Annotated in this window: 24 protein-coding genes and 1 tRNA gene; 14 read left to right on the top strand and 11 right to left on the bottom strand. The window is 72.4% G+C overall.

Translation table 11 applies throughout. The features are described 5' to 3' along the window. Position 1 precedes the first annotated feature (1 nt). From ACSJDX_RS09245 to ACSJDX_RS09235, 3 genes are read left to right on the top strand one after another with little or no spacing between them, the layout of a single operon-like run. A complete protein-coding gene (locus ACSJDX_RS09245) occupies positions 2–373 on the top strand; it encodes a gamma-glutamylcyclotransferase family protein (protein ID WP_438352394.1) in 372 nt (123 codons plus the stop codon). Next, positions 370–1,254, top strand: coding sequence for an agmatinase family protein (locus ACSJDX_RS09240; protein WP_438352393.1), 885 nt, complete (start codon positions 370–372; stop codon positions 1,252–1,254). The genes ACSJDX_RS09245 and ACSJDX_RS09240 overlap by 4 nt, the downstream gene beginning before the upstream one ends. After that, complete coding sequence (locus ACSJDX_RS09235; protein WP_438352392.1) at positions 1,251–1,721, top strand: SixA phosphatase family protein; 471 nt, start codon at positions 1,251–1,253, stop codon at positions 1,719–1,721. The genes ACSJDX_RS09240 and ACSJDX_RS09235 overlap by 4 nt, the downstream gene beginning before the upstream one ends. On the opposite strand, the gene hutI is transcribed toward ACSJDX_RS09235, so the two are convergent. The 3 genes from hutI to hutH are packed head-to-tail and all read right to left on the bottom strand — an operon-like array spanning position 1,718 to position 6,238. Beyond that, positions 1,718–2,878 (bottom strand): imidazolonepropionase, encoded by a 1,161-nt coding sequence (gene hutI, locus ACSJDX_RS09230; protein ID WP_438352391.1) that lies wholly within the window; start codon positions 2,876–2,878, stop codon positions 1,718–1,720. The two genes, ACSJDX_RS09235 and hutI, sit on opposite strands and share 4 nt — an antisense overlap. Beyond that, the gene (gene hutU, locus ACSJDX_RS09225; protein WP_438352390.1) at positions 2,875–4,536 is read right to left on the bottom strand and encodes a urocanate hydratase; all 1,662 of its coding nucleotides are present in this window, start codon (positions 4,534–4,536) and stop codon (positions 2,875–2,877) included. Before hutU ends, hutI begins: the two co-directional genes overlap by 4 nt. Before the next feature lie 52 nt (positions 4,537–4,588). Then, positions 4,589–6,238 carry a histidine ammonia-lyase gene (gene hutH, locus ACSJDX_RS09220; protein WP_438352389.1) on the bottom strand — a complete coding sequence of 550 codons (1,650 nt, stop codon included), beginning with the start codon at positions 6,236–6,238 and terminating at the stop codon, positions 4,589–4,591. 92 nt (positions 6,239–6,330) lie between these two features. On the opposite strand from hutH, the gene ACSJDX_RS09215 reads away from it, so the two are divergent. Next, positions 6,331–7,107: an IclR family transcriptional regulator gene (locus ACSJDX_RS09215; RefSeq protein WP_438352388.1), complete on the top strand. Its 777-nt coding sequence runs from the start codon at positions 6,331–6,333 to the stop codon at positions 7,105–7,107. A 105-nt stretch (positions 7,108–7,212) separates the two neighbouring features. On the opposite strand, the gene ACSJDX_RS09210 is transcribed toward ACSJDX_RS09215, so the two are convergent. Further along, complete coding sequence (locus tag ACSJDX_RS09210) at positions 7,213–8,208, bottom strand: LacI family DNA-binding transcriptional regulator (RefSeq protein WP_438352387.1); 996 nt, start codon at positions 8,206–8,208, stop codon at positions 7,213–7,215. A 161-nt stretch (positions 8,209–8,369) separates the two neighbouring features. On the opposite strand from ACSJDX_RS09210, the gene ACSJDX_RS09205 reads away from it, so the two are divergent. Genes ACSJDX_RS09205 through ACSJDX_RS09190 form a run of 4 tightly spaced genes read left to right on the top strand, consistent with a single transcriptional unit; the run spans position 8,370 to position 13,564 of the window. Next, positions 8,370–9,632: a sugar ABC transporter substrate-binding protein gene (locus ACSJDX_RS09205; RefSeq protein WP_438352386.1), complete on the top strand. Its 1,263-nt coding sequence runs from the start codon at positions 8,370–8,372 to the stop codon at positions 9,630–9,632. Positions 9,633–9,642: 10 nt separating this feature from the next. After that, positions 9,643–10,755: a carbohydrate ABC transporter permease gene (locus tag ACSJDX_RS09200; RefSeq protein WP_438352385.1), complete on the top strand. Its 1,113-nt coding sequence runs from the start codon at positions 9,643–9,645 to the stop codon at positions 10,753–10,755. A 29-nt stretch (positions 10,756–10,784) separates the two neighbouring features. Beyond that, entirely contained in the window at positions 10,785–11,663 is an 879-nt protein-coding gene (locus ACSJDX_RS09195; protein ID WP_438354961.1) for a carbohydrate ABC transporter permease, read from the top strand. Next, positions 11,660–13,564, top strand: coding sequence for a glycogen debranching N-terminal domain-containing protein (locus tag ACSJDX_RS09190; RefSeq protein WP_438352384.1), 1,905 nt, complete (start codon positions 11,660–11,662; stop codon positions 13,562–13,564). The genes ACSJDX_RS09195 and ACSJDX_RS09190 overlap by 4 nt, the downstream gene beginning before the upstream one ends. A 43-nt stretch (positions 13,565–13,607) precedes the next feature. On the opposite strand, the gene ACSJDX_RS09185 is transcribed toward ACSJDX_RS09190, so the two are convergent. Further along, on the bottom strand, positions 13,608–14,045 hold the full coding sequence (locus ACSJDX_RS09185) for a DUF6069 family protein (protein WP_438352383.1): 438 nt from the start codon (positions 14,043–14,045) through the stop codon (positions 13,608–13,610). A gap of 91 nt (positions 14,046–14,136) precedes the next feature. Between ACSJDX_RS09185 and ACSJDX_RS09180 the strand changes: the two genes are divergently transcribed. Then, positions 14,137–14,736 (top strand): TetR/AcrR family transcriptional regulator, encoded by a 600-nt coding sequence (locus tag ACSJDX_RS09180; protein ID WP_438352382.1) that lies wholly within the window; start codon positions 14,137–14,139, stop codon positions 14,734–14,736. Between the two features lie 24 nt (positions 14,737–14,760). On the opposite strand, the gene ACSJDX_RS09175 is transcribed toward ACSJDX_RS09180, so the two are convergent. After that, complete coding sequence (locus tag ACSJDX_RS09175) at positions 14,761–15,237, bottom strand: YbaK/EbsC family protein (RefSeq protein ID WP_438352381.1); 477 nt, start codon at positions 15,235–15,237, stop codon at positions 14,761–14,763. A gap of 56 nt (positions 15,238–15,293) precedes the next feature. Between ACSJDX_RS09175 and ACSJDX_RS09170 the strand changes: the two genes are divergently transcribed. The 4 genes from ACSJDX_RS09170 (at position 15,294) to ACSJDX_RS09155 (ending at position 19,243) form a co-directional block, all read left to right on the top strand. Further along, entirely contained in the window at positions 15,294–15,731 is a 438-nt protein-coding gene (locus tag ACSJDX_RS09170) for a pyridoxamine 5'-phosphate oxidase family protein (protein WP_438352380.1), read from the top strand. 180 nt (positions 15,732–15,911) lie between these two features. Continuing rightward, positions 15,912–16,985, top strand: coding sequence for a Glu/Leu/Phe/Val dehydrogenase dimerization domain-containing protein (locus tag ACSJDX_RS09165; protein WP_438352379.1), 1,074 nt, complete (start codon positions 15,912–15,914; stop codon positions 16,983–16,985). Positions 16,986–17,097: 112 nt separating this feature from the next. Continuing rightward, positions 17,098–18,690, top strand: coding sequence for an AMP-binding protein (locus ACSJDX_RS09160; protein WP_438352378.1), 1,593 nt, complete (start codon positions 17,098–17,100; stop codon positions 18,688–18,690). Positions 18,691–18,757: 67 nt separating this feature from the next. Further along, complete coding sequence (locus ACSJDX_RS09155; RefSeq protein WP_438352377.1) at positions 18,758–19,243, top strand: cytochrome C5; 486 nt, start codon at positions 18,758–18,760, stop codon at positions 19,241–19,243. Positions 19,244–19,292: 49 nt separating this feature from the next. On the opposite strand, the gene ACSJDX_RS09150 is transcribed toward ACSJDX_RS09155, so the two are convergent. The 5 genes from ACSJDX_RS09150 to galU all read right to left on the bottom strand — a co-directional run bounded on the left by ACSJDX_RS09150 (position 19,293) and on the right by galU (position 23,008). Beyond that, a tRNA-Ala gene (locus ACSJDX_RS09150) sits at positions 19,293–19,365 on the bottom strand. Between the two features lie 55 nt (positions 19,366–19,420). Further along, positions 19,421–20,440: a large exoprotein gene (locus tag ACSJDX_RS09145; RefSeq protein ID WP_438352376.1), complete on the bottom strand. Its 1,020-nt coding sequence runs from the start codon at positions 20,438–20,440 to the stop codon at positions 19,421–19,423. Between the two features lie 94 nt (positions 20,441–20,534). Next, complete coding sequence (locus ACSJDX_RS09140) at positions 20,535–21,398, bottom strand: LLM class F420-dependent oxidoreductase (protein WP_438352375.1); 864 nt, start codon at positions 21,396–21,398, stop codon at positions 20,535–20,537. Positions 21,399–21,457: 59 nt separating this feature from the next. Beyond that, entirely contained in the window at positions 21,458–22,087 is a 630-nt protein-coding gene (locus ACSJDX_RS09135) for a GNAT family N-acetyltransferase (RefSeq protein WP_438352374.1), read from the bottom strand. A 33-nt stretch (positions 22,088–22,120) separates the two neighbouring features. Further along, positions 22,121–23,008 carry a UTP--glucose-1-phosphate uridylyltransferase GalU gene (gene galU / locus ACSJDX_RS09130; protein ID WP_438352373.1) on the bottom strand — a complete coding sequence of 296 codons (888 nt, stop codon included), beginning with the start codon at positions 23,006–23,008 and terminating at the stop codon, positions 22,121–22,123. An 81-nt stretch (positions 23,009–23,089) separates the two neighbouring features. Here galU and ACSJDX_RS09125 point away from each other — a divergent pair, with 81 nt between their 5' ends. Continuing rightward, positions 23,090–23,686 carry a 5-formyltetrahydrofolate cyclo-ligase gene (locus ACSJDX_RS09125; RefSeq protein WP_438352372.1) on the top strand — a complete coding sequence of 199 codons (597 nt, stop codon included), beginning with the start codon at positions 23,090–23,092 and terminating at the stop codon, positions 23,684–23,686. Positions 23,687–23,691 lie beyond the last annotated feature (5 nt).

Raw genomic sequence — 23,691 nt, 5'->3', positions numbered from 1 at the left:
TGTGGTCGACCCCGCCGCCTCCTGGGATGAGGAGCTGCCTTCGCAGCTCCTGTTCAGCTACGGCACGCTGCAGCTGCCCCGCGTGCAGCTCGACACCTTCGGCCGTCTCATCGACGGCGACGACGACGTGCTCCCCGGCTTCACGATCGCCTACGCCGAGATCGACGATCCACGGGTCGTGGACCTGTCGGGGCAGGCCACGCATCCCGTGGTGCGGGCGACCGGAAGCCCCCGCGACAAGGTCACCGGCCGGGTGCTGCTGCTGACGCCGGACGAGCTGGATGCCGCGGACGAGTACGAGGTCGCCCTCTACCAGCGGGTGCAGGCGCCGCTGGAATCGGGCCGCATCGCGTGGGTGTACGTCAGCGTATGAGCCTGCCCGTCGATCCGCTCTGGCCGCGCGCCGGGGACTGGCCCGCCCCCGACGGCTCCGTCGATGCCGTGCTCGTGGGTGTCCCCACCTGGCGCACGTCCCTGTCGCCGACCGGCGCGCACGCGACTCCGGCCGCGATCCGGGCCGCTCTGCGGCGCTTCAGTCCGACGCTGATGGGACCGCCGCCGACCGATCTGACCGAGGCGCTGCGCATCGCCGACGCGGGCGACGTCGCCGAGCCCGACGGGGAGGCCGGCGAGGCCGCGGTGCGTGCTCGCGTGGCGGAGCTGGCGGCTCGGGCTCGGCTGGTCGTGGCTCTCGGCGGAGACAACGCCGCCACGTTCCCCGTCGCGCAGGGTGCCGGCGCAGGAGGGCTGATCACCCTCGACGCGCATTTCGACCTGCGCGACGGCGTCTCCAACGGCTCGCCGGTGCGCCGCCTCGTCGCGGACGGGCTCGACCCCTGGCGGATCGTGCAGATCGGCATCGCCGACTTCGCCAACTCGGCCGCCTACGCGCGCCGCGCGTCCGATCTCGGCATCACGGTGATCACCCTCGACGACGTGCGCCGTCTCGGTGTCGGGGCGGTGATGGCGCGGGCGCTGAAGGTGGCGGGCGCGGGCGAGGGCGCGGTGCACCTCGACGTCGACGTGGACGTCTGCGATCGTTCGGCGGCGCCCGGCTGCCCGGCGAGCGTGCCCGGCGGCCTCGCGGCGTGGGAGCTGCGCGCCCTCGTGCGGTCCGCGGCATCCGATCCCCGCGTCGCCAGTGCCGACATCGTCGAGGTGGACGCGACCGCCGACACCCCCGACGGGCGCACGGTGCGGCTCGCGGCGCTGTGCGTCCTCGAGCTGCTGGCCGGTCTCGCGGTGCGCACGTGATCCGGCTCGTGCTGGTGCGGCACGCGAAGTCGGAGTGGGGCGATCCCGGGCTCGACGACCACGACCGTCCGCTCAACGGACGCGGCACCGGCGATGCCCCGCGCATGGCCGAGCGCCTGGCCGCGACCGGGTTCCGGCCCGACGCGATCCGCTCCTCCACCGCGCTGCGGGCGCGCACGACGGCGGCGGCGTTCGGCGAGGTGCTCGGGGTCGCGGTCGACCTCGTGCCCGAGCTCTACGGGGCGTCGGCGCGCACGCTCCTGGCCGAGGCATCCGCACTCCGGGTGCCGTCGGTGCTGATCGTCGCCCACGATCCCGGCATGTCGGTGCTCGCCGAGCAGCTCTCCGACGGGGGCATCGCGCACATGCCGACGTGCGCGGTCGCGTCGTTCGCGTGGGACGAGGACGAGTGGGATGTCGCGACCGCCGTCCCTCCCGCCTCGTGGAGCTTCGACAGTCCGCGCTAGAGCCGCACTCCGTCGTTCCACACCGCGGCGACCAGCGGAACCCCCGGGCGGTAGGCCAGGTGGGTGCGGGTCGAGGCGTCCAGGAGCACCAGGTCGGCGCGCATCCCCGGGGCGATCGCCCCGACGTCGTCGCGGCGCAGCGCCCGCGCTCCCCCGGCGGTCGCCGCCCACACCGCCTCGGGCACGGTCATGCCCATCTCGCGGACGGCGAGGGCGATCATCAGCGGCATCGAGCTGGTGAAGCTCGACCCCGGGTTGCAGTCGCTCGCGAGCGCCACGGTGACGCCGGAGTCGAGCAGCCGTCGGGCGTCGGGGTAGGGCTGGCGGGTGGAGAACTCCACCCCGGGCAGGAGTGTCGCGACGGTGTCGGATGCCGCGAGCGCCGCCACATCATCGTCGTCGAGGTAGGTGCAGTGGTCGACGGATGCCGCGCCCGCCGCGACGGCGATCCGCACGCCCTCCCCGGGGCCGAGTTGGTTGCCGTGCACGCGCGGGAGGAGGCCGCGCGCGATCCCCGCGGCGAGAACCCGGCGCGACTCGTCGGGCGTGAACGCGCCCCGCTCGCAGAACACGTCGATCCACCGCGCGTGCGGGGCGACGGCGTCGAGCATCTCGCCGCACACCAGATCGACGTACCCGTCGCGGTCGTCGGCGTACTCCGGCGGCACGACATGGGCGCCGAGGTAGGTGACCTCGGGCGTGACCTCCGCCGCCACACGAGCGAGCCGCTTCTCGTCGGCGACGGTGAGCCCGTAGCCCGTCTTCACCTCGAACGTCGTGGTGCCCTGCGCGCGCAGCTCGGCGGTGAACCCGGCGAGCCGCGCGCGCAGCTCGTCGTCACCCGCGGCGCGGGTCGAGGCGACCGTGCGCCGTATGCCACCGGCAGCATACGGCATGCCCGCCATGCGCGCGGCGAACTCGTCGGCGCGATCGCCGCCGAACACGAGGTGAGTGTGGCTGTCGACGAAGCCCGGGATCACGGCGCCGCCGGCGGCGTCGACGATCTCGTCGGCGCCGGGGGCGTCGTCCGCGGCCCCGACCCACGCGATGCGTCCGCCGTCGACGAGCAGCGCGGCATCCGTCATCGTCCCGCACGGGTCGCCGTCGCGGCCGACGTTCGTCGTCAGCTCGCCGATGCGCGTCAGCAGCAGGGTCATGGCATCGGCACGGTCAGGCCGCGGTCGCGCGCGACCTCGCGGGCGCGCTCGTAGCCGGCGTCGACGTGGCGCATGACGCCCGTGCCGGGGTCGTTGACCAGCACCCGCGCGAGCTTCTCGGCGGCGAGGGCCGACCCGTCGGCGACCGTGACCTGGCCGGCGTGGATGCTGCGCCCGATGCCGACGCCTCCGCCGTGGTGGATCGACACCCACGACGCCCCGCTGGAGGTGTTCAGCAGCGCGTTGAGCAGCGGCCAGTCGGCGATCGCGTCGGAGCCGTCGGCCATCGCCTCGGTCTCGCGGTAGGGCGACGCGACCGACCCCGCGTCGAGGTGATCACGACCGATCACGATCGGCGCCGACAGCTCGCCCGCGGCGACCATCTCGTTGAACCGCAGCCCGGCGAGGTGCCGCTCCTGATAGCCGAGCCAGCAGATGCGCGCCGGGAGCCCTTCGAAGTGCACCTTCTCCCCGGCCTTGTCGAGCCAGCGGTGCAGGGCGGCATCCTCCGGGAACAGCTCCTTCACGGCGGCGTCCGTCTTGGCGATGTCCTCCGGGTCTCCCGAGAGCGCCACCCAGCGGAACGGGCCCTTCCCCTCGGCGAACAGCGGCCGGATGTAGGCGGGCACGAACCCCGGGAATGCGAAGGCACGATCGAATCCGCCCAGCTCGGCCTCGCGGCGGATCGAGTTGCCGTAGTCGAACACGGCGGCCCCGGCATCCTGGAAGCCCACCATCGCCGCCACGTGCGCGGCCATCGACGCACGCGCCCGCGCCGTGAACCCTTCCGGGTCGCGCTCCGCCTCGGCGTGCCACTCCTCCACCGACACGCCCACGGGCAGGTAGGCGAGCGGGTCGTGGGCGCTGGTCTGGTCGGTGACGATGTCGATCGGGATGCCGCGGCGCAGCAGCTCCGGGAACACCTCGGCGGCGTTCCCCGCGAGCCCGACCGACAGCGCGTCGCCGGCATCCTTGGCGGCCAGGACGAGTGCGACGGCCTCGTCGAGGTCGGCGGTGTGACGGTCGAGGTAGCCGTGCGCGACGCGGCGCTCGAGGCGGGAGGCATCGACGTCGACGATCAGCACCGCGCCCTCGTTGAGCGTGACGGCGAGCGGCTGCGCGCCGCCCATCCCGCCGCACCCGGCGGTGAGGGTGAGCGTGCCCTTCAGCGACGGCCGGCCGAGCGAGCCGGCGACCGCGGAGAACGTCTCGTAGGTGCCCTGCAGGATGCCCTGCGTGCCGATGTAGATCCAGGAGCCGGCCGTCATCTGCCCGTACATCGTGAGCCCGAGGTCCTCCAGGCGGCGGAACTCGGGCCACGTCGCCCAGTCCCCCACGAGGTTGGAGTTCGCGATCAGCACCCGCGGTGCCCACTCGTGGGTGCGGAACACCCCGACGGGCTTCCCCGACTGCACGAGCAGGGTCTCGTCGGGCTCGAGCTCGTCGAGCGTGCGCACGATCGCGTCGAACGCCGCCCACGACCGCGCGGCCTTGCCCGTGCCGCCGTAGACGACGAGGTCTTCGGGATGCTCCGCCACCTCCGGATCGAGATTGTTCATCAGCATCCGCTTGGCCGCCTCCGCGCCCCAGCTCTTGGCTGTGCGCTCCGGGCCGCGTGGGGCGCGGATCACCCGGGTGCCCGACGTGGTCTCGTTCATCTGTCGCTCCTTCGTTCGTGGTTCTGAGGAGATTCGCGTTTATGAGGAGACATCACGCCGATTCCTCCTCAGAAACCGCGATCTCCTCCGCTGCGGCGGGGCGTCCGGCCACGCGGACGGAGCTTCCTCCCTCGCGGACGGGACCGAGCGCGGCATCCGCCACCGCTCCCGACAGCACGAGCGCGGTCACCGCCTCGATCTCGGGCGACAGGAAGCGGTCGGGGCCGGGTCCGCCGGCTCCGCGCCGCACGACGGCGCGCGCCCGCGCGGTCGCGGTGGCCGGCTCGAGCGGCGCACGCAGGTCGAGTGCCCGGGCGGCGGTCACCAGCTCGACCGCGAGCACGCGGGCGAGGCCGTCGACGGCCCGGCGCAGCTTGCGCGCCGCCGCCCATCCCATCGAGACGTGGTCCTCCTGCATCGCCGACGACGGGATGGAGTCCACCGAGGCGGGCACGGCGAGCCGCTTCAGCTCCGAAACGATGCCCGCGGCGGCGTACTGCGCGATCATCAGACCCGAATCCACACCCACCTCGTGCGCGAGGAACGGCGGCAGCCCGTTGCTGCGAGCGGGGTCGAGGGCGCGGTCGGTGCGCCGCTCCGAGATCGACGCGACATCGGCCACGGCGATCGCGAGGAAGTCGAGCACGTAGGCGATCGGCGCGCCGTGGAAGTTGCCGTTGGACTCGACCCGCCCGTCGAGGGTGACCACCGGGTTGTCGATCGCGGCCGCCAACTCGCGCGTCGCGACCATCCGCGCGTGGTCGAGGGTGTCGCGCGCGGCGCCGTGCACCTGCGGCGAGCAGCGCAGCGAGTAGGCGTCCTGCACGCGCGTGCACACGGCCGGGTCGCGGTGCGAGGCCATGATCGCCGAGCCGTCCAGCAGCGCGCGCAGGTGCGCGGCCGACACCGCCTGCCCCGACTGCGGGCGCAGTGCCATCAGGTCGGCCGCGAACACCGCATCGGTGCCCAGCTGCGCCTCGACCGACATCGCGGCGGCGACGTCGGCGGTGTCGAGCAGCATCGACAGGTCGGCGACGGCGAGCAGCAGCATCCCGAGCATCCCGTCGGTGCCGTTGACGAGGGCGAGTCCCTCCTTCTCCTCCAGCACGAGCGGGCGGATGGATGCCTCGGCGAGCGCCTGCGCGGCAGGGACGGGCTCGCCGGGGCCGGATGCGGTGCCGACCCGCACCTCGCCCTCCCCCATCGCGGCCAGGGCGACGTGCGAGAGAGGCGCCAGGTCGCCGGAGCAGCCGAGCGACCCGTACTCGCGCACGATCGGCGTGATGCCGGCGTCGAGCATCGTCGCGTACGTCTCCACGACGACCGGTCGCACGCCGGTGCGCCCGGTGGCGAGGGTCTGCAGGCGCAGCAGCTGCAGCGCGCGCACCACCTCCCGCTCGACCTCGGGCCCGGTGCCGGCCGCGTGCGAGCGGATCAGGCTCGCCTGCAGCTGCCGGCGCCGCTCGGGCTCGATGAACGTCGTGGCGAGCGCCCCGAACCCGGTCGAGACGCCGTAGTGCGGCTGCGGGTCGTCGGCGAGCGCCTCCACGAGCGCGCGCGTCTCGCCGACGCGCTCGAGAGCCCTTTCATCGAGCTCCACGCGGGCGCCGTGGCGGGCGACCGCGACGACGTCCTCGGGCGTGAGAGGCGCGCCCCCCACGCGGACGGATCGGGTGGCGGTCGCGGCGGGTGCACTGCTCATGGCTCGATTCCACACCCGCGCCCGGCGGGGAGACAGAGGCTCCAGGCATCCGCCGTCTGTGATCCCAGACGGCTGCGTGGCATCCTGGGCGCATGACCACCGCCGCCCGCCCGCAGGTGCCGGCCGCAGACCAGACCCTGCGCATCCTCGCCCATCTCGCCCGCCAGCCCGGCCCGGTCGCCGCGCAGACGCTCGCCGCCGCGCTGGGGATCCCGCGCTCGACGGTGTACCACCTGCTGGCCGCCCTCGCCGCGCACGGCTTCGTCGTGCACCTGCCCGGCGATCGCCGCTGGGGACTGGGCACGGCGGCGTTCGAGCTGGCGGGAGGGTTCGCCCGACAGCAGCCGCTCGCGCGTCTGGGTCGGCCCCTCGTGGCGGGGCTGGCCGACGCCACCGGCGAGAGCGCGCACCTCGCGGTGATGACCGGCCGCGACGTGCTCTATCTCGTCGAGGAGCGCGCTCCGCGGCGCCCCGCGCTCGTCACCGACGTCGGCGTGCGCCTGCCCGCGCACCTCACCGCGAGCGGCCGGGCGATGCTCGCGGCGCTCTCGCCCGCGCAGGTGCGGGCGCTGTTCCCGGATGCCTCGGCCTTCGCCGATCGCACCGGCCGGGGTCCCGCGCGCCCGTCCGAGCTGCGGGACGTGCTGCGCGGGGTGCGGACCCGCGGTCACGCGACCGAGGACGGCGAGGTGAGTCTGGGCCTGCGCTCGGTCGGGGTGGCGGTGCGCGACCACGCCGGCTGGCCGACGGCGGCGTTCGCGGTGACCTACCCCGACGACCGCGACGTCGACGAGGAGGTGGTCGCCGCCGCGGTCACCCGCGCCGCGCGCGAGCTCGAGCGTCGCATCGGCCGCCCGACCGCACGCTGATCCGCGGCCTCCTCCCCCACCGAACCGTCACGACACGCCGCGCAGGTCGCGGCTCGCGCGGCGTGTCGCGACCGCCCGACGTGCGCGGGCGGGGACGCGCGCGGGTCAGCGCAGCACGAGGCGCGGCTCGACGAGCACGTGCGCCTCACCGGGAGTGGCCGCGCGGGGCCGGATCGACGTGCCCGACGATCCCATCAGCAGCTCGAGCGCACCGCCGGCGACCTCCTCGGGCAGCTGCTCGACGCTCGAGAGCCCGAGCGCCTCGGCGGCCGGGGTGTTGTCGAAGCCGATGATCGGCAGGTCGCCGCGACCGGCGGCCACCGCGGCGACGTGCGCGCCGATCGCGAGGGAGTCGCTGGCGCACACCAGCGCGTCGAGCTCGCCGTCGACTATCGCCCGACCGGCGGCGTCCCGCGCCCCGGCCACGCTCTCCTCGGTCACCAGCCGCGGCCCGCCCGCGCCCGCTTCCCGCCAGCCCCGCTCGCGGTCGTCGCCGGTGCCCGAGCCCACGGGCCACCCGAGGAACCCGACGCGCGGTCCGGACGACGCGATCGCGTGGCGGGTCGCCGCGCGGGTGCCCGCCGCACCGTCGACGTCGACCCACAGGTGCGCGGGAGCCGAGACGTCATCCGCACCCCACGGCCGACCGAACGACACGAACGGGATGCCGCGCTCCGCCAGCCACCCGGTGCGGGGGTCGCCGTGGAAGGTTCCGGTGATCACGACCGCGTCCACCTCGCCGCCCTCGGTGAGGTCGGCGAGGCGGGCCAGCTCCTCCTCGGGCGAGCGGGCGGCGTAGACCAGCATCCGCATTCCGCGTTCGCTGGAGCGTTCGGTGAGCGCGTGCACGAAGCGGTCGAGCACGACGCCCGAGATGCCTCCGGCGTAGGGATCGAGATGGATGCCGATGGTCGAGCTGCGTCGCGTGCGCAGGCGCCGTGCGGCCGCGTGGGGGCGATAGCCGAGCTCGGCGATCGCGCGTGCGACGCGTTCGCGGGTGGCCGGCTTGACCACGTCGGGAGCGTTCAGCACGTTCGAGACGGTCTGCCGGGACACGCCCGCGGCCAGCGCCACGTCCTCGACGGTAGGGGTCCGATCCATGGCTCCGCTCCGGCATCCGAACTGTGAATCGTCATCCTACGCGCGCCCCGGCGGCACTTGACAACCCCGTCGCCCGGCCCTTAGCGTCGATCGCACAGCGAAGTTTGAACGATCAAATTGCGCACCCCCTCACTGCACGGGCTCATCGAAGGAGAAGAGACATGACACGCAGCAGACTCCGCCGCCTCCTCGCCGCGGGGGCGATCACCGCCGTCGGAGCGATCGTCCTGGCCGGGTGCGGCTCGGGCTTCAGCGACCCCGGGGCGTCCGGGTCCGCCGCCTCGGGCGACCTCACCTCGTCGAGCGATCCGCTCAAGCTCCTCATCGGCTCGTCTGGCGAGGCCGAGACCACTGCCGTGAACGCCGCCGTCGCGGCCTGGTCGAAGCAGTCCGGCATCCAGGCGACCGTGAGCGTCGCGAGCGATCTCCCCCAGGAGCTGTCGCAGGGCTTCGCCGCCGGATCCCCGCCCGACCTGTTCTACCTCGCCCCCGAGGCCCTCGCCGGCTACGCGGGCAACGGCTCGCTCAAGGCGTACGGCGACATGCTCGGCAACAAGGACGACTTCTACCCCTCGCTCGTGCAGAACTTCACCTACCAGGACCAGTTCTACTGCGCCCCGAAGGACTTCTCCACGCTGCAGCTGGTCATCAACAAGGGGCTGTGGGATGCCGCGGGGCTGACGGACGCCGACCTGCCCACCACGTGGGACCAGCTCGCCACGGTCGCTCAGAAGCTGACCGCGAACGGCGTCGTCGGTCTCGCCTTCGGCGCGGAGTACCAGCGCGTCGGCGCGTTCATGGCGCAGGCCGGCGGCGGCCTCGTCAGTGACGACGGCAAGACCGCGACGGCCGACAGCACCGGCAACGTCGACGCCCTCACCTACGTGAAGACCCACCTCGCGGCGGGCACCTTCGCGTACGCCAAGGACGTCGGAGCGGGCTGGGGCGGCGAGGCGTTCGGCAAAGGCCTCGCGGCCATGACGATCGAGGGCAACTGGATCACCGGCGCCATGTCGGCCGACTTCCCGACCGTGCAGTACGTCGTCGCACCCCTGCCGGCCGGACCGTCGGGCCAGGGCACGCTGCAGTTCACCAACTGCTGGGGCATGGCCGCAGACAGCCCCAACCAGAAGGCCGCGCTCGACCTCGTGCAGTACCTGACGAGCGCCGACCAGGTGCTGGCCTTCTCGAAGGCGTTCGGCCCGATGCCGCCGGTGCGCTCCGCCGCCGCGCAGTGGACGAGCGAGAACCCCGCGCTCGCGTCGTTCCTGAAGGCAGCCGACTACGCCAAGAGCGTGCCCGTCAACAACGGCATCACCGCGGTCATCAAGGACTTCAACGCACAGCTGGAATCCCTCAAGACCGGCGACCCGGCGCAGATCCTGAAGACCGCGCAGACCAACGTCCAGGCGGTCGTGGGCTGAGTCCCGGCCGATGACTGCGAGCACGGTGGTGCGCACGCCGCGCCGTGCCGGAGGCTCCTCGCGGGGCCTGCGGCGCGGCGAGGCGCTGGCCGGATGGGTGTTCACCGCCCCCGTCCTGGTGATCCTCGGGGTGTTCCTCCTCGTGCCGGTGCTCATGGCGCTGTGGGTGAGCTTCTCGAACTGGTCGGGTCGCGGCAGCCCCTTCTCCGGGAACGTGTCGTTCGTGGGGCTGGACAACTACGCCGCGATCACGACGAAGGGGGGCCTCCCCACCCGCGACTTCGGCACGGCCCTGCGCAACAACGCCTGGTACGTGCTGCTGGTCGTGCCGCTGCAGACGGCGCTCGCACTGTTCCTGGCCGTGCTGGTCAACCGTGCGGTGCTGCGGGGCCGAGGCTTCTTCCGCACCGCGTTCTACTTCCCCTCGGTGACGAGCACCGTCGCGATCACCGTGCTGTGGCTGTTCCTGTTCTCCGCCTCCGGAGCCGTCAACGAGATCCTGTCGTGGATCGGCATCAACGGTCCGAACTGGTTCAACGAGCCCAGCGGGGTGCTGCACAACCTGCTCGCGGCGGTCGGGGTCACCTCCGGTCCCGACGCCCTGACCGGCAGCGGATTCCTGGGCATCACGTGGTGGGACTGGCTGGCCGGTCCCTCGGTGGCGATGTCCGCGCTCATCCTGATGTCGGTGTTCACGACCAGCGGCACCTTCATGCTCCTGTTCATCGCGGCGCTGCAGAACCTCGGCGGCGACGTGCAGGAAGCGGCGATGATGGACGGCGCCAACGCGTGGCAGCGCTTCTGGCGGGTGACCCTCCCCCAGCTGCGCCCGACGCTGTTCACCGTGCTCACCCTCGGTCTGATCGGCTGCTGGCAGGTGTTCGACCAGATCTACACCGGCACGCAGGGAAGCCCCGGCAAGACCACCCTCACCCCGGCCTATCTGTCGTACTCGTCCGCATTCCTCAACCAGTCGTGGGGGCAGGGCGCCGCGATCGCGTTCATCCTGTTCGCGATCATCGTGGCCTTCACGATCCTGCAGCGCTGGGTGCTGCGCGAGCGGCCGGTGTCGCGCCGGCGCGCGCGGCAGTACCAGCTCCCCTCCGAGAGGACTCCGCGATGACCGGCACGACGCTCGCCGAGGCCGAGGTGATGACCCGGCCTCCTCAGAAGTGGGAGAAGCCGACGCGCCAGCGCTGGCACACGCGCACCCTCACGTGGCAGATCCTGCTGTACGCCCTGCTCGTGGTGCTGGCGCTCATCTACATCTATCCGTTCCTCGTACAGGTGGCGACATCCTTCAAGACGGATGCCGAGGCCAGCACCGATCCCGTCTCGCTCATCCCGCAGACGTGGTCGCTCGCCGCCTACGAGCGGCTGTTCCTGCGCAGCGACTTCCCGGTGTGGTTCGCCAACTCGGCGATCGTGACGGTCTGCGTGACGCTCGGGCGCGTGTTCTTCTGCTCCCTCGCCGGCTACGCCCTGGCCCGCCTGCACTTCCGCGGCCGCGGCGTCGTGTTCGCGGGGGTCGTGGCCGTCATGGCGGTGCCGACGGTGGTGCTGCTCATCCCGAAGTTCCTCGTGATCAACCAGCTCGGCATGTACGACTCGTACGCGGGCATGATCCTGCCGCTCCTCGTGGATGCCGCGGGGGTGTTCATCATGAAGAACTTCTTCGAGTCGATCCCCGTCTCGGTCGAGGAGCAGGCGCGCATCGACGGCGCCGGCACCTTCCGCGTGTTCTGGTCGGTGGTGCTCCCGATGGCGCGCCCGGCGCTCATCACGATCATCATCCTGTCGTTCCAGGGGTCGTGGAACGAGCTGTCGCACTTCATCGTGTCGGCGCAGTCGCCCGAGCTGACGACGCTCACGAAGGGTGTCGCGCGCCTCGCCTCGGGCCAGCTCAGCCAGGGCACGCAGTATCCGCTCAAGCTCGCCGCCGCCCTCATCATGACGATCCCGGTGGCCGTGCTGTTCTTCATCTTCCAGCGGCGCATCATGAACGCCAGCGAAGGAGCCGTCAAGGAATGACCGCCCCCCTCCAGCCTCTGCTGAGCGACGCGGTGATCGCGCTGCGCGCCCCCACCCAGGTGTGGTCGGGCGACGGCGGCGATCTCGGACCCGCGTCGATCGACGGCGTCTACCACGGCGACGTGCGGCATGTCCGCACGCTCACGCTCGCCTGCGCCGACTCGCCCGTCGAGTGGATCTCGCGCGCCGCCGACGGCCCCTCGCGCGTCGTGTTCGGCGGACTGCTGCGCGGACTCGACGATCCCGCGCCCGACCCGAAGGTGCGGCTGCGGCGCGAGCGGGTGGTGTCCCCCGGGCGTGTGGTCGAGACGTGGCTCCTCAGCTCGCGCGTCGCCGACCCGATCTCCACGAGTCTGACCCTGCGCCTGACGCCCGAGTTCGCCCTGCTGCACGAGGTGAAGTCCGGCGCCCCCGAGGCGCGTGGCGTCGAGATCGAGACGACGGATGCCGCCGCCACCGCCACCTCGGGCGCCCAGCGCATCGCGCTGACCGCGCCCGGCGCCTCGGTGCGGCGTGACGGCGACGACCTCGTGGCGATGTGGCCGGTGCGGATCGCGCCCGGCGGCGCGGCGGAGGTCTCGTTCGCCCTCGAGCTCTCCGACGACACCCTGGTGGTGCGCGCGCCCGACCACCCGGCACCGTGGGAGGCGCACGCGGTCGCGGCCGAGGCATCCGATCCCCGTCTCGCCCGCTGGCTCGAGACGGCCCTCGGCGATCTCGACGCGCTGCGCCTCGTGCTCCCCGACGCCCCCGGCGACGACTTCTTCGCCGCCGGCGCGCCGTGGTTCCTCACCCTGTTCGGCCGCGACTCGCTGTGGGCGGCCCGCCTGGCGCTGCCGCTCGACGTCGGGATCGCGGCATCCACCCTCCGCGTCCTGGCGCGGCTGCAGGGCACCGCCGACGACCCCGACACGGCGCAGGAGCCCGGCAAGATCCTGCACGAGCTGCGCGCCACGACCCTCGAACTGCCCGGCGAGGGCATCGTGCTGCCGCCGCGCTACTACGGCAGCGTCGACAGCACGCCGCTGTGGATCTGCCTGCTCGCCGATGCGTGGCGGTCCGGGATGCCGGAGGCCGAGGTGCGGGAGCTCGTTCCGGTTCTGGTGGGCGCGCTGCGGTGGATCCTCGAGCACGGCGACAGCGACGGCGACGGGTTCCTCGACTACATCGACCGCACCGGGCGCGGCCTGGCGAATCAGGGCTGGAAGGACTCCGGCGACTCGATCCAGTGGCGCGACGGCACCCTCGCGCAGGGCCCGATCGCGCTGTGCGAGGTGCAGGCGTACGCGTACGAGGCCGCCCGTGCAGGCGCCGACCTGCTCGAGGCGTTCGCCGCCGACGCCGATCTCGACGAGACGCTGCGCCCCGCGGCGTTGCGCGGCTGGGCCGACGCCCTGCGCGCGCGATTCCGCGAGGCGTTCTGGATCACCACTCCCGAGGGCCGCTATCCCGCCGTCGCGCTCGACCGCGACAAACGTCCGGTCGACACGCTCACGAGCAACATCGGGCACCTGCTGGGCACCGGCATCCTCGATCCCGCCGACGAGGAGCACGTGGCGGCGCTGCTGCTCGACCCGTCGATGGCGAGCGGGTTCGGCATCCGCACCATGTCCACCGGCGCGCGCGGCTACTGGCCGCTGTCGTACCACGGCGGCAGCGTGTGGATGCACGACACCGCGATCTCCGTGCACGGCATGCTGCGTGCCGGGAGAGCGGATGCTGCGCGCGCCGTCGTGGCCGGGATGCTCGACGCCGCCGAGGGCTTCGGCTTCCGGGTGCCGGAGCTGCACGCGGGCGATGCCGCCGCCGAGACCGCGACGCCCACCCCCTACCCCGCCGCCTGTCGTCCGCAGGCGTGGTCGGCGGCGGCGGCGATCACCGCGCTGCAGGCACTGCGCTGACCGGCGCGCACCGGTCGGCACAGTGCCTCGCCCGCTGAGCGCGTCAGCGCCGCGGCGGGGCGAGCACGGCGAAGGTGGGCACCGCGATGGCGACCACCACGACGTGCATCACCATGAGCGCGACGGCCGCCACGGTCGTCGTGCCGGGGATGAAGCCGAGCAGGAGCAGCAGCACGTCGGGCACGAACGAGAGCACGAGCACGACGGGGACGAGCACCGACAGCACAGCGCGGGGCCGCGCGGCCCGACGCGTGATCATCGACCATCCGAGCCATCCGGCCGCGAAGCCGAGCGCCGTGAACAGCGCGTAGGCGGGCAGGGTGAGCGGGCCGTAGCCGGGGGTCGCCCCCGCCGCCCCGGCGATCGCCGCGACGACCGCGTTGAGCGCGACGGCGATCGCCACGGCGATCACGAGGGTGACCGCGGTGCGGGCGCGAGAGGTGGGACGTGCCGGGGCGACGGCGACGGGGGAAGCGGTCATGGTGCGGTCTCCTCGCTCGAGGGATTATTACGGGTCCGGTCGGTCCCGTAATGAATACGGTACGCTACCGTTCCATAAGGAGCAAGAGTCCATGACAACCACGACCACCCCCGCCGTCGGCGTCGGCCGGCCCCGCGACCCGCTCGTCGACGCGTCGATCCTGCGGGCGGCTCTCGACCTGCTCGTCGAGCGCGGCTACGCCGGGATGACGATGGAAGGCGTCGCGCGTGCGGCGGGAACGGGCAAAGCCGCCGTCTACCGTCGCTACGCGAGCAAGTCCGACCTCGTCGTCGCCGCAGTGCGATCCCTCCACGGGCCGATCGACGCGCCCGACACCGGATCGCTGCGCGGCGACCTCCTGGCGTGCGCGATGCATTACACGCGCGGCGACGACCGGTTCGCGGGCATCATGGCCGGCCTGCTGACCGCGGCCGGACAGGACGCCGAACTGCGCGCGGTGACGACCGAGATGATCGGCGCTCCGCGCGCGGCGACCTTCCGCACCGTCATCGTGCGGTGGATCGACGCGGGAGTCGTGCCCGCTGACGTCGCGGTGGAGGCCATCGTCTCGATCGTGCCCTCGGTGGCGTTCGGTCGCGTCGTGATCGCCCGAGAGGTGCTCGACGTGGCCGCGGCGACCGAACTGGTCGACGACATCCTGATCCCCGCACTCGGCGGCCACCGGGGCTGACGCGACGCCGACCTCCGACCGCGGTCAGTCCACGGCGCGGACGTCGCCGGACGTGAGCCGCACGAGTTCGTCGAACGTGAGCGGGAACACCGTGTGCGGGGTGCCGCCCGCCGCCCAGATCTCGTCATGGCCGGCGAGCGCCTCGTCCACGATCGTCCGCAGCGGCGCCGGATGACCCGTCGGAGCCACCCCGCCGATCGCCTGACCGGTCGCCTCCCGCACCTGCTCGACGCTGGCCCGCACGATCGACCCGCGCCCGAGACGGGCGGCGAGGGCGGCCGTGTCCACCCGGTGCGCACCGCTGGTCATCACGAGGATCGGCTCGTCGTCCGACCAGAAGACGAGGCTGTTGGCGATCGCGCCCACCTCGATGCCCAGCGCCGCCGCCGCGAGCGCCGCGGTGGAGGCGGCATCCGGGAGCACGACGATCTCTCCGGGGATGCCGGCCGCCCGCAGTGCGTCATGGACGAGGCGGCTCCGGGGGTGCAGATGCGCGGTCACGGCACCACTCTAGGAGGCCCCTATCGCGTGTCGGTGACCGGCGGTACGGTCGGGCCATGTCCGCACTCATCGATCTGTCCGATCCTGCGCACGCGAAGGCGCTGCGCATGCTCGAGCACGAGCTGATCGCATGGTTCGTCAGCATCGCGAAAGACGGCGCACCGCGCGCGGTGCCGGTGTGGTTCTACTGGGACGACGGCCGTCTGTTCGTCTTCAGCGAGCCCACCGCCGGCAAGGTGGCGCATGTGCGGCGCGGGTCGCCCGTGCTCGTCCACCTGAACGCCGGCGGCCCCTTCGGCGACGACGTGGTCATCCTGCACGGCACCGCCGAGATCTCGCCGCGTTCGACCGCCGAATGGCTCGCCGACTACGGTGAGCCGTTCGGCGCGAAGTACGCCGCGGCGATCGAAGACTACGGCTCCCCCCTTCCGCAGATCGGCGAGACCTTCGACACCCTGATCGAGTTCACTCCGCGCCGACTCCAGGCCTGGTGACCCGACCCTCCAGTCTGCGCGATCCGACCGCGCCGACCCGGCTCTGACCGAGCATTCTGCGCATCATCCGCGAGCAGGGTTGATCAGTTCGTCGTGCGGTGATCTCATGGGAGCGGATGCCTCGACGCCGAGGCATCCGCTCCGCGCACCGCCCACGAGGCCGCCCGAAAGAGGATCGCGATGACCCACGCCCTGCCCCTGCCCGAGTTCACCCACGAGCGCGTGGAGGTGGTGACCGGGCGCCGGAGCGGACTGTTCCTGACCGTGGCGCTGCACTCCTCGGTGCTCGGCTCCGCGCTCGGCGGCGCGCGCCTGTGGACCTATCCGCACTGGAGCGACGCGCTCGGCGATGCGCTGCGGCTGTCGGCGGCCATGACGCTGAAGAACGCGGCCGCGGGCCTCGACGCGGGCGGCGGCAAGTCGGTGATCGGACTGCCGGAGGGCACCGTGCTCGACGCGGAGCGCCGTCGCGCCGCGTTCCTCGATCTCGGTGACGTCGTCGAGTCGATGGGCGGGCTGTACCGCACGGCCGAAGACGTCGGATCGACGACCGAGGACATGCTCGTGGTGAGCGAGCGCACCGCGCACGTCGTGGGCCTTCCGGAGTCCGGCGGCGGGTCGGGCGAGCCGGCCGGTCCCACCAGCCTGGGCGTGTACGCGTCGCTGCAGGCGACCCTCGAGCGGGTGACCGGCTCGGCCGAGGTCGCCGGACGCCGCATCACCATCTCCGGGCTCGGGCAGGTGGGCAGCCGTCTCGCGGTACGACTCGCCGCCGAGGGCGCTCTGCTCACGCTCACCGACGTGAACCCCGCCAAGCGCGACCTCGTGGCCGAGCTCGGCGCCCGCTGGGTCTCCCCCGGCGAGGAGCACCTCGTGCCCGCCGACGTGTTCGTGCCGGCCGGGATCGGCGGCATCCTCACCGCCGAGGTGATCGACGCTCTCGACGCGCGCGCGGTGTGCGGACCGGCGAACAACCCCCTCGCCGCCCACGAGGGCGCGGACCGGCTCGCGGCACGCGGCATCCTCTACGCGCCCGACTTCGTCGTGAACGCCGGCGGGGTGATCTACCTCGACCACGAGGCCAAGGGCCTGGGCACGCGCGCCGAGATCATGGATCGCGTGACCGGCATCGGCGACACCGTCCGTCGCATCTTCGCCGAGGCCGAGGCGCGCGGGGTCACCCCCCTCGCTGCGGCCGAGGGACTGGCCGCCGAGCGTCTTGCCGGAGGCCGCCCGGCGCACGCGCTCGTCTGACGCCGTCGGGTCTCGCGTCCTCGCGGATGCGAGACCCGATCCCGCGAACCGTGACACCAGGTCGCACGGGTGACAGGATGAGGGCACGCATCCGCGCGTCGAAGGAGACCGCATGTTCACCAGCCCGCTGCCCGACGTCGAGATCCCCGAGCTGAGCGTCTACGACTACCTGTTCGGATCGCTCGAGGAGTCCGACCTCGACCGGGTCGCCCTCATCGATCCGGCCGGCGGCGCCGAGACGACGTACCGGACGTTGCGCGCCCAGGTGCTCGCGTTCGCCGGCGCGCTGGCCGCCCGCGGGATCGGCCCAGGCACGGTCGTCGCCCTCCTGTGCCCGAACGTGCCCGCCTTCGCCACGGTGTTCCACGGCATCCTGCGCGCGGGGGCGACGGTCACCACGATCAACTCGCTCTCGACCGCGCACGAGATCGAGACGCAGCTGCGGGATGCCGCGGCGACGTGGTTCGTCACGGTGACGCCGCTCCTCGCCGGGGCGCAGGCCGCCGCCGACGCGGTGGGCATCCCCGCCGAGCAGCTCATCGTCATGGACGGACCGGGGTCGGGCGATGCGCCGGGCAACCCAAGCCTGCGGGAACTGCTGACCGAGCAGCGGGAGGCACCCGCGGTGACGATCGATCCGGCGACGCACGTGGCCGCGCTCCCCTACTCCAGCGGCACGACGGGCACGCCGAAAGGAGTGATGCTCAGCCACCGCAACCTGGTCGCGAACGTGCAGCAGTCCCGCTCCAACATCGACCTGCATCACGACGACCGCGTGCTCGCGGTGCTGCCGTTCTTCCACATCTACGGGATGACCGTTCTGCTGAACCTCGCGCTGCGGCAGCGCGCGAGCCTCGTGACGATGCCGCGGTTCGATCTGGTGGACTTCCTCACCAACATCCAGCGCTTCCAGTGCACCTACCTCTACATCGCCCCGCCGATCGCGGTCGCACTGGCGAAGCATCCGATCGTCGACGACTTCGACATCTCGAGCGTGCACACCGTCTTCTCGGGCGCGGCACCGCTCGACGGCGAGACGGCGGAGGCGGCGGGGCGCCGCATCCACGCCCGCATGATGCAGGGATACGGCATGAGCGAGCTGAGCCCGGTCTCGCACGCGATGCCGTACACGCGCGACGACATCCCGGTGAGCTCCGTCGGCACGATGCTGCCGAACGAGCAGTGCAAGCTCGTGGACACCGAGACGGGCGAGGAGATCACCGCGTTCGAGGACGACGGCAAGACACGGCCGGGCGAGCTGTGGGTGCGCGGCCCCAACGTCATGCTCGGCTACCTGAACCGACCCGAGGCCACCGCCGAGACGATCGACGCCGACGGCTTCCTGCACACCGGCGACGTCGCCGTCTACCACGAGGGCGAGTACTTCTCGATCGTCGACCGCGTCAAGGAGCTCATCAAGTACAAGGGCTACCAGATCGCGCCCGCCGAGCTGGAGGCGCTGCTGCTGTCGCACCCGAAGGTGATGGATGCCGCGGTCATCGGCGTGCTCGACGACGACGGACAGGAGATCCCGAAGGCCTTCGTCGTCGCCGCACCCGACTCGGGGCTGACAGGCGACGAGGTGATGGCGTTCGTCGCGGCCGAGGTCGCCCCGTACAAGAAGGTGCGCCGCGTGGAGTTCATCGACGCGATCCCCAAGTCCAGCGCGGGCAAGATCCTCCGCAAGGACCTCCGCGCCCGCTGACCCGCTGATCTGCGGGCCGGGGACGGGCGGCGGCGTTCGAGGCATCCGCACCCGCCAGAATGGCTGCATGCCCACCGCTGACCTCGCCACCCTGCAGAACCTCCTCACCGCGCGCGGCGTCCTCGACGAGGCGACCGTGGATGTCGAGGACGTCTTCGGCCGCACACGGCTGGACGCGGCCGACGTCGATGTGACCGTCAACGTCGATCCCGAGACCGACGACGACGACGAGCCCGACCTGGAGGCGCTCGTCGACGCGACGGCGCGCATCCTCGCGATCTCCGAGCGACGGTGGCGGCAGGTCGTCGACGCCATCGCGACCGAGATCGAGGAGGCCGCAGGAGACCCGAACGAGATCACCGAGACGATCGACCTGCGCGAGGATCTGGAGATCCACTCCATCGCAGTGTTCCCCGGCGCCACGCTGCTCTCGTTCCACGCACCGCGCCAGTTCCCCGATGCGTGGATCCGCGCACAGCTCGACGACGACCTCGACGTCGAGTTCGTCGAGGTCGACACGAGCGACACGGACACGGCGGTCGACGCCGACTGACCAGCCGGAGAAGACGAAGGCCCCCGCTCTCGCGGGGGCCTTCGGAACGTGGACCTGAGGGGACTCGAACCCCTGACCCCCTCGATGCGAACGAGGTGCGCTACCAGCTGCGCCACAGGCCCATGAACCTCCGCAACATTATCACGCCGCACCGGGCGGCCTCGAACGCGGCGGGTGCTACTGGCCGACTGCGCGGCGCTCGAGGAGGCGCCGCACGTGCGCCTCGATCTCGGCGTCGTCGACGACGCCCATCCGCGAGAATTCCGCGGATGCCGCGGGCCGGGCGGTGCGCGCGGTGTCGATCGACGGCGGCCGCCGGGCCTCGGCCCGATCGCGCATCACCTGTTCGACGGCGGCCTGCCGGAGCGCCTCGCGCGCGGCCTCGGCGTCGAGCACCGCCGCCGCGCGGGACCCGGCGGACGCCGTGAGCGGTCGGGGCAGCTCGCGCGGAGCCCACTGCCTGCGGGGCGCCGCGTCGAGCGCGACATCCTGGAGGTCGGACTGCATGTCGGCCTGCGCCGTGCGCGCGGTCTGCGCCGCCGGACGGGCCACCGCGCGGGAGGCGACCCGCGACAGCCGCTGCAGCGTGAGAAGGGACACGACCGCGGCCGCACCGCCGACCCAGGCCCACAGCGCCGAGCCGACGGAGACGATCTGCCACGCACCCCACCCGCCGGCGGCGAGCCCGGCCGCACCCAGCACGAGGGCGACGACGCGCATGCCACGGCGGGCGCGCGCACGGCGGGCCTCCGGTCGCGCACGGTCGGCGGCCGCCTCGGCCCGGGCGCGGGCTTCCGCGGCCCGTGCGGCGGTTCGGGCGCGTTCCTCGGCGGCGTGCGCCTCCGCCCGATCGGCGCGGATCGTGTCACGGGCGGCGACCTCGGCCGCGGCGCGTTCCCGGCGTGCGCGCTCGAGGTCGACGCGCGCCTCCTCGAGGGCGACCTGCTCGCGTTCGGCGATCGCCTGGCGCGCCAGTCGCTGCTGCGCCATCGCCGTGCGGGCGTTGAGCTCGAGGCGCACCTCTCCGGGCGTCTCGCTCGTCTCGGCGAGGATGCGCAGCGCCTGGTTGAGACGGACCGCATTGCGTTCGGCGGCGTCGTACTGGCGGCGCTGATGCCAGCTGGGCAGCAGGTACACCAGCCACAGGAGCACGGCGACGAGCACGATCACTCCCCCACCCAGCACCGGCCCGCCCATGGGTCCCACGGTAGGCGACGATGCCCTCAAGACCGCGGAGCCGTTCGCGTGTCGCGTCTCAACCTCTACCTGAAGGTTGGAAGACGGCGGTCGATCACAGCCCGGCCAGCGCCGGTACGACCTCGTCGCCGAGACGCGCGGCCCACCCGACCGGGTCGGGCTGGCGCACGCCGAGCACCACCATCGTGATGCCGAGCGCGGCGAGCTTCTCCATCTGGGGCAGGAAGTCCGGCTCGAAAGGATCGCGCGCCGAGGCGATCACGGTCTTCTCGATCGCGTCGTAGTCGGTGCCGAGACGGTCGCAATGCGCGCGCAGCACGTCCAGGAGATGCGCGACCTCGGTGGGATCCGCGGAGGTGAGGTTCACGATCTGCGCATATTGGGCGGCCAGGCGCAGCGTCTTCTTCTCGCCCTTCCCGCCGATCATGATGGGCGGCGGAGACTGCACGGGGCGGGGCTCGCCGATCGTCTCGCCGAGGCGGTAGTACGCCCCCTCGAACGGGCCGTCGTCGTCGCTCCACATCTGCTGCGCGATCCGCAGCGTCTCCTCGAGGCGCTCGAACCGCTCCGAGATCGCCGGGTACGGCACACCGAGGGCGTGATGCTCGCGCTCGTACCAGGCGGCGCCGATCCCGAGCATCGACCGGCCCCCGCTGAGCACGTCGAGTGTGGTGGCGGTCTTCACGAGGAGTCCGGGGTGCCGGTAGGTCACTCCGACCACGAGCGGGCCCAGCCGCATCCGCTCGGTGTTCGCGGCGATGAAGCCGAGGGTCGTGTACGCCTCGAGCATGGGCTCGGTCGCGGGTGCGACGCGCTCCATCTGGAACCAGTGGTCCATGACGGTGAACTGGGCGAATCCGCCCTGCTCCGCGGTGCGGGCGGTCTCGGCGATGACGGAGGGGAGCGTCACGGGGACGCCGGGCACGGAGTAGTTCCAGAAGTGGAAACCGGTCTGCATGGCTCGAGGCTACGCCCGGCACGCACCACCGAGGGCCGCAGGACGACGGATGCCGCGGCTCAGGCGTGCAGGCGGTCGGCGGGCGGGATCGCGGCGGCGTCCTGGGGTGCGCGGCCTTCCACCCACCGGGTGAGCACGCCCTCGGGCACCTCTTCGCGCACCAGGGCGAAGGCGTAGTGATCACGCCAGTCCCCGTTGATGTGGATGTACCGGCGGCGCAGGCCCTCGTAGCGGAACCCGAGCTTCTCCACCACCCGCAGGCTGGCGTGGTTCTCGGGCCGGATGCAGATCTCCATGCGGTGCAGCATCATCTCGCGGAACGCGATGTCGGTGGCCATCGCCACGGCCGTCGGGGTGATCCCGCGGCCGGCGAACCGCTCGCTCACCCAGTATCCAATCGTCGCGGAGGCGAGCGATCCGCGGGCGACGCCCCACACGTTCAGCTGCCCGGCGATCTCGCCGTCGTACTCCATCACGAACGGCACTCCGGTGCCGTCCCGGTACTGCTGCAGCAGTCGGCGCACGCCGATGCGCATGTCGAACGAGACCGGGCCGTCGGGGCTCGTCGCCTCCCACGGCCGCAGCCACGAGCGGTTGCCGATGAGCTCGTTCTGCAGCACGCGCGCGTCGCGCTGGCGGACGACGCGCAACGAGATCGGGCCGTGCCGCTGAGGGGCCATCACGTCCATGCGATCCCCCTCATCGAGCATCCACCGGCGCCGTCAGAGCGACGACGCGAACTCCTTGAACCAGGGTCGCAGCTCGGGTCCGAGATCGTCGCGGTCGGCGGCGAGCTGCACGATGGCCTTGATGTAGTCCAGCTTATCGCCGGTGTCGTAGCGACGGCCACGGAACACCACGCCGTACACGCCCGGTCCGGCGGGGTCTGCGGCCAGCTCCTGCAGCGCGTCGGTGAGCTGGATCTCGCCGCCCTTGCCCGGCTCGGTGCGCTCGAGGATGTCGAACACGGTCGGCGCGAACACGTAGCGGCCGATCACGGCGTAGTTGGACGGCGCGTCCTCGGCCTTCGGCTTCTCGACCAGTCCGGTGATCTTCACGATCGCGTCGTCGTCGGTCGGCTCGACGGCGGCGGCGCCGTAGAGGTGGATGCTCTCGGGGTCGACCTCCATCAGGGCGACCACGGCGGCGCCGGTGCTGCGGTGCAGCTCGAGCATGGTGGTGAGCAGCTCGTCGCGCTCGTCGATGAGGTCGTCGCCCAGCAGCACGGCGAAGGGCGAGTCGCCGACGTGCGCCTTCGCGCGGAAGACCGCGTGGCCGAGCCCCTTGGGCTCGCCCTGGCGCACGAAGTGGATGTCGGCGAGGTCGCTGGAGCGCTGCACCTTGGCGAGCTTGTCGTGGTCGCCCTTGCGGGTGAGGCTGTGCTCGAGCTCGGGCACCGAGTCGAAGTGGTTCGACAGCGCGTTCTTGTTGCGACCGATGATGATCAGGATGTCCTGGATGCCTGCCAGAGTCGCCTCTTCCACCACGTACTGGATGGCGGGCTTGTCGACGACCGGGAGCATCTCCTTCGGCATCGCCTTGGTGGCGGGCAGGAAGCGGGTGCCGAGTCCGGCGGCGGGGATCACGGCTTTGAACGGCTTCAGCGACATACGGACACCTTAGCGATGCGGCCGTCGCGCGCCGAGCACACGACGGCGAGGCATCCGCTCCGCCCGCCTAGAATCGTTGACATGTCCGATGACATAGGTCACGAGAAGCGGGCGCTGCGCGCGGAGCTGCGCGAGCGCCGCCAGCTGCTGTCGCAGGCGGCGCGGGATGCCGCGTCGGCGGGCTTGCGCGCACAGCTCGACGACCTCGTGGAGCGCACCGGCGCCCGCTCGATCTCCTGCTACCTGTCCACCACCGGCGAGCCCGACACGCACGCGTTCGTGACGGAGGCGGTGCGACGCGGCATCCGGGTCCTGCTTCCGGTCACTCGCAGCGACGGTCTGCTCGACTGGGCCGTCGCCACCCCCGACGGCGACATCGCCGAGGGGCTGCTCGGACTGCCCGAGCCGGTGGGCGAACTGCTCGGCCCGATCGCCGTCAACGACGTCGACCTGCTCGTCATCCCCGCCGCCGCCGTCGACCGCTCCGGGATGCGGCTGGGCTGGGGGCGCGGGTTCTTCGACAAGACCATCGGCTCGATGGAGGGCTGCCCGCCCGTCTACGCCGTCATCTACGACTCCGAGCTCCTCGACGAGGTGCCGCGTGAGATCCACGACCAGCCCGTGACCGGCGTCGTCACCCCGACCCGCACGCTCACCCTCGCGTCCCCGCGGCGCTGACTCAC

Source organism: Microbacterium fluminis, from assembly GCF_051549805.1.
Lineage (GTDB): Bacteria > Actinomycetota > Actinomycetes > Actinomycetales > Microbacteriaceae > Microbacterium.
Note: the sequence above shows the minus strand (reverse complement) of the source record. Positions and strands in the feature narration are given on the sequence as shown.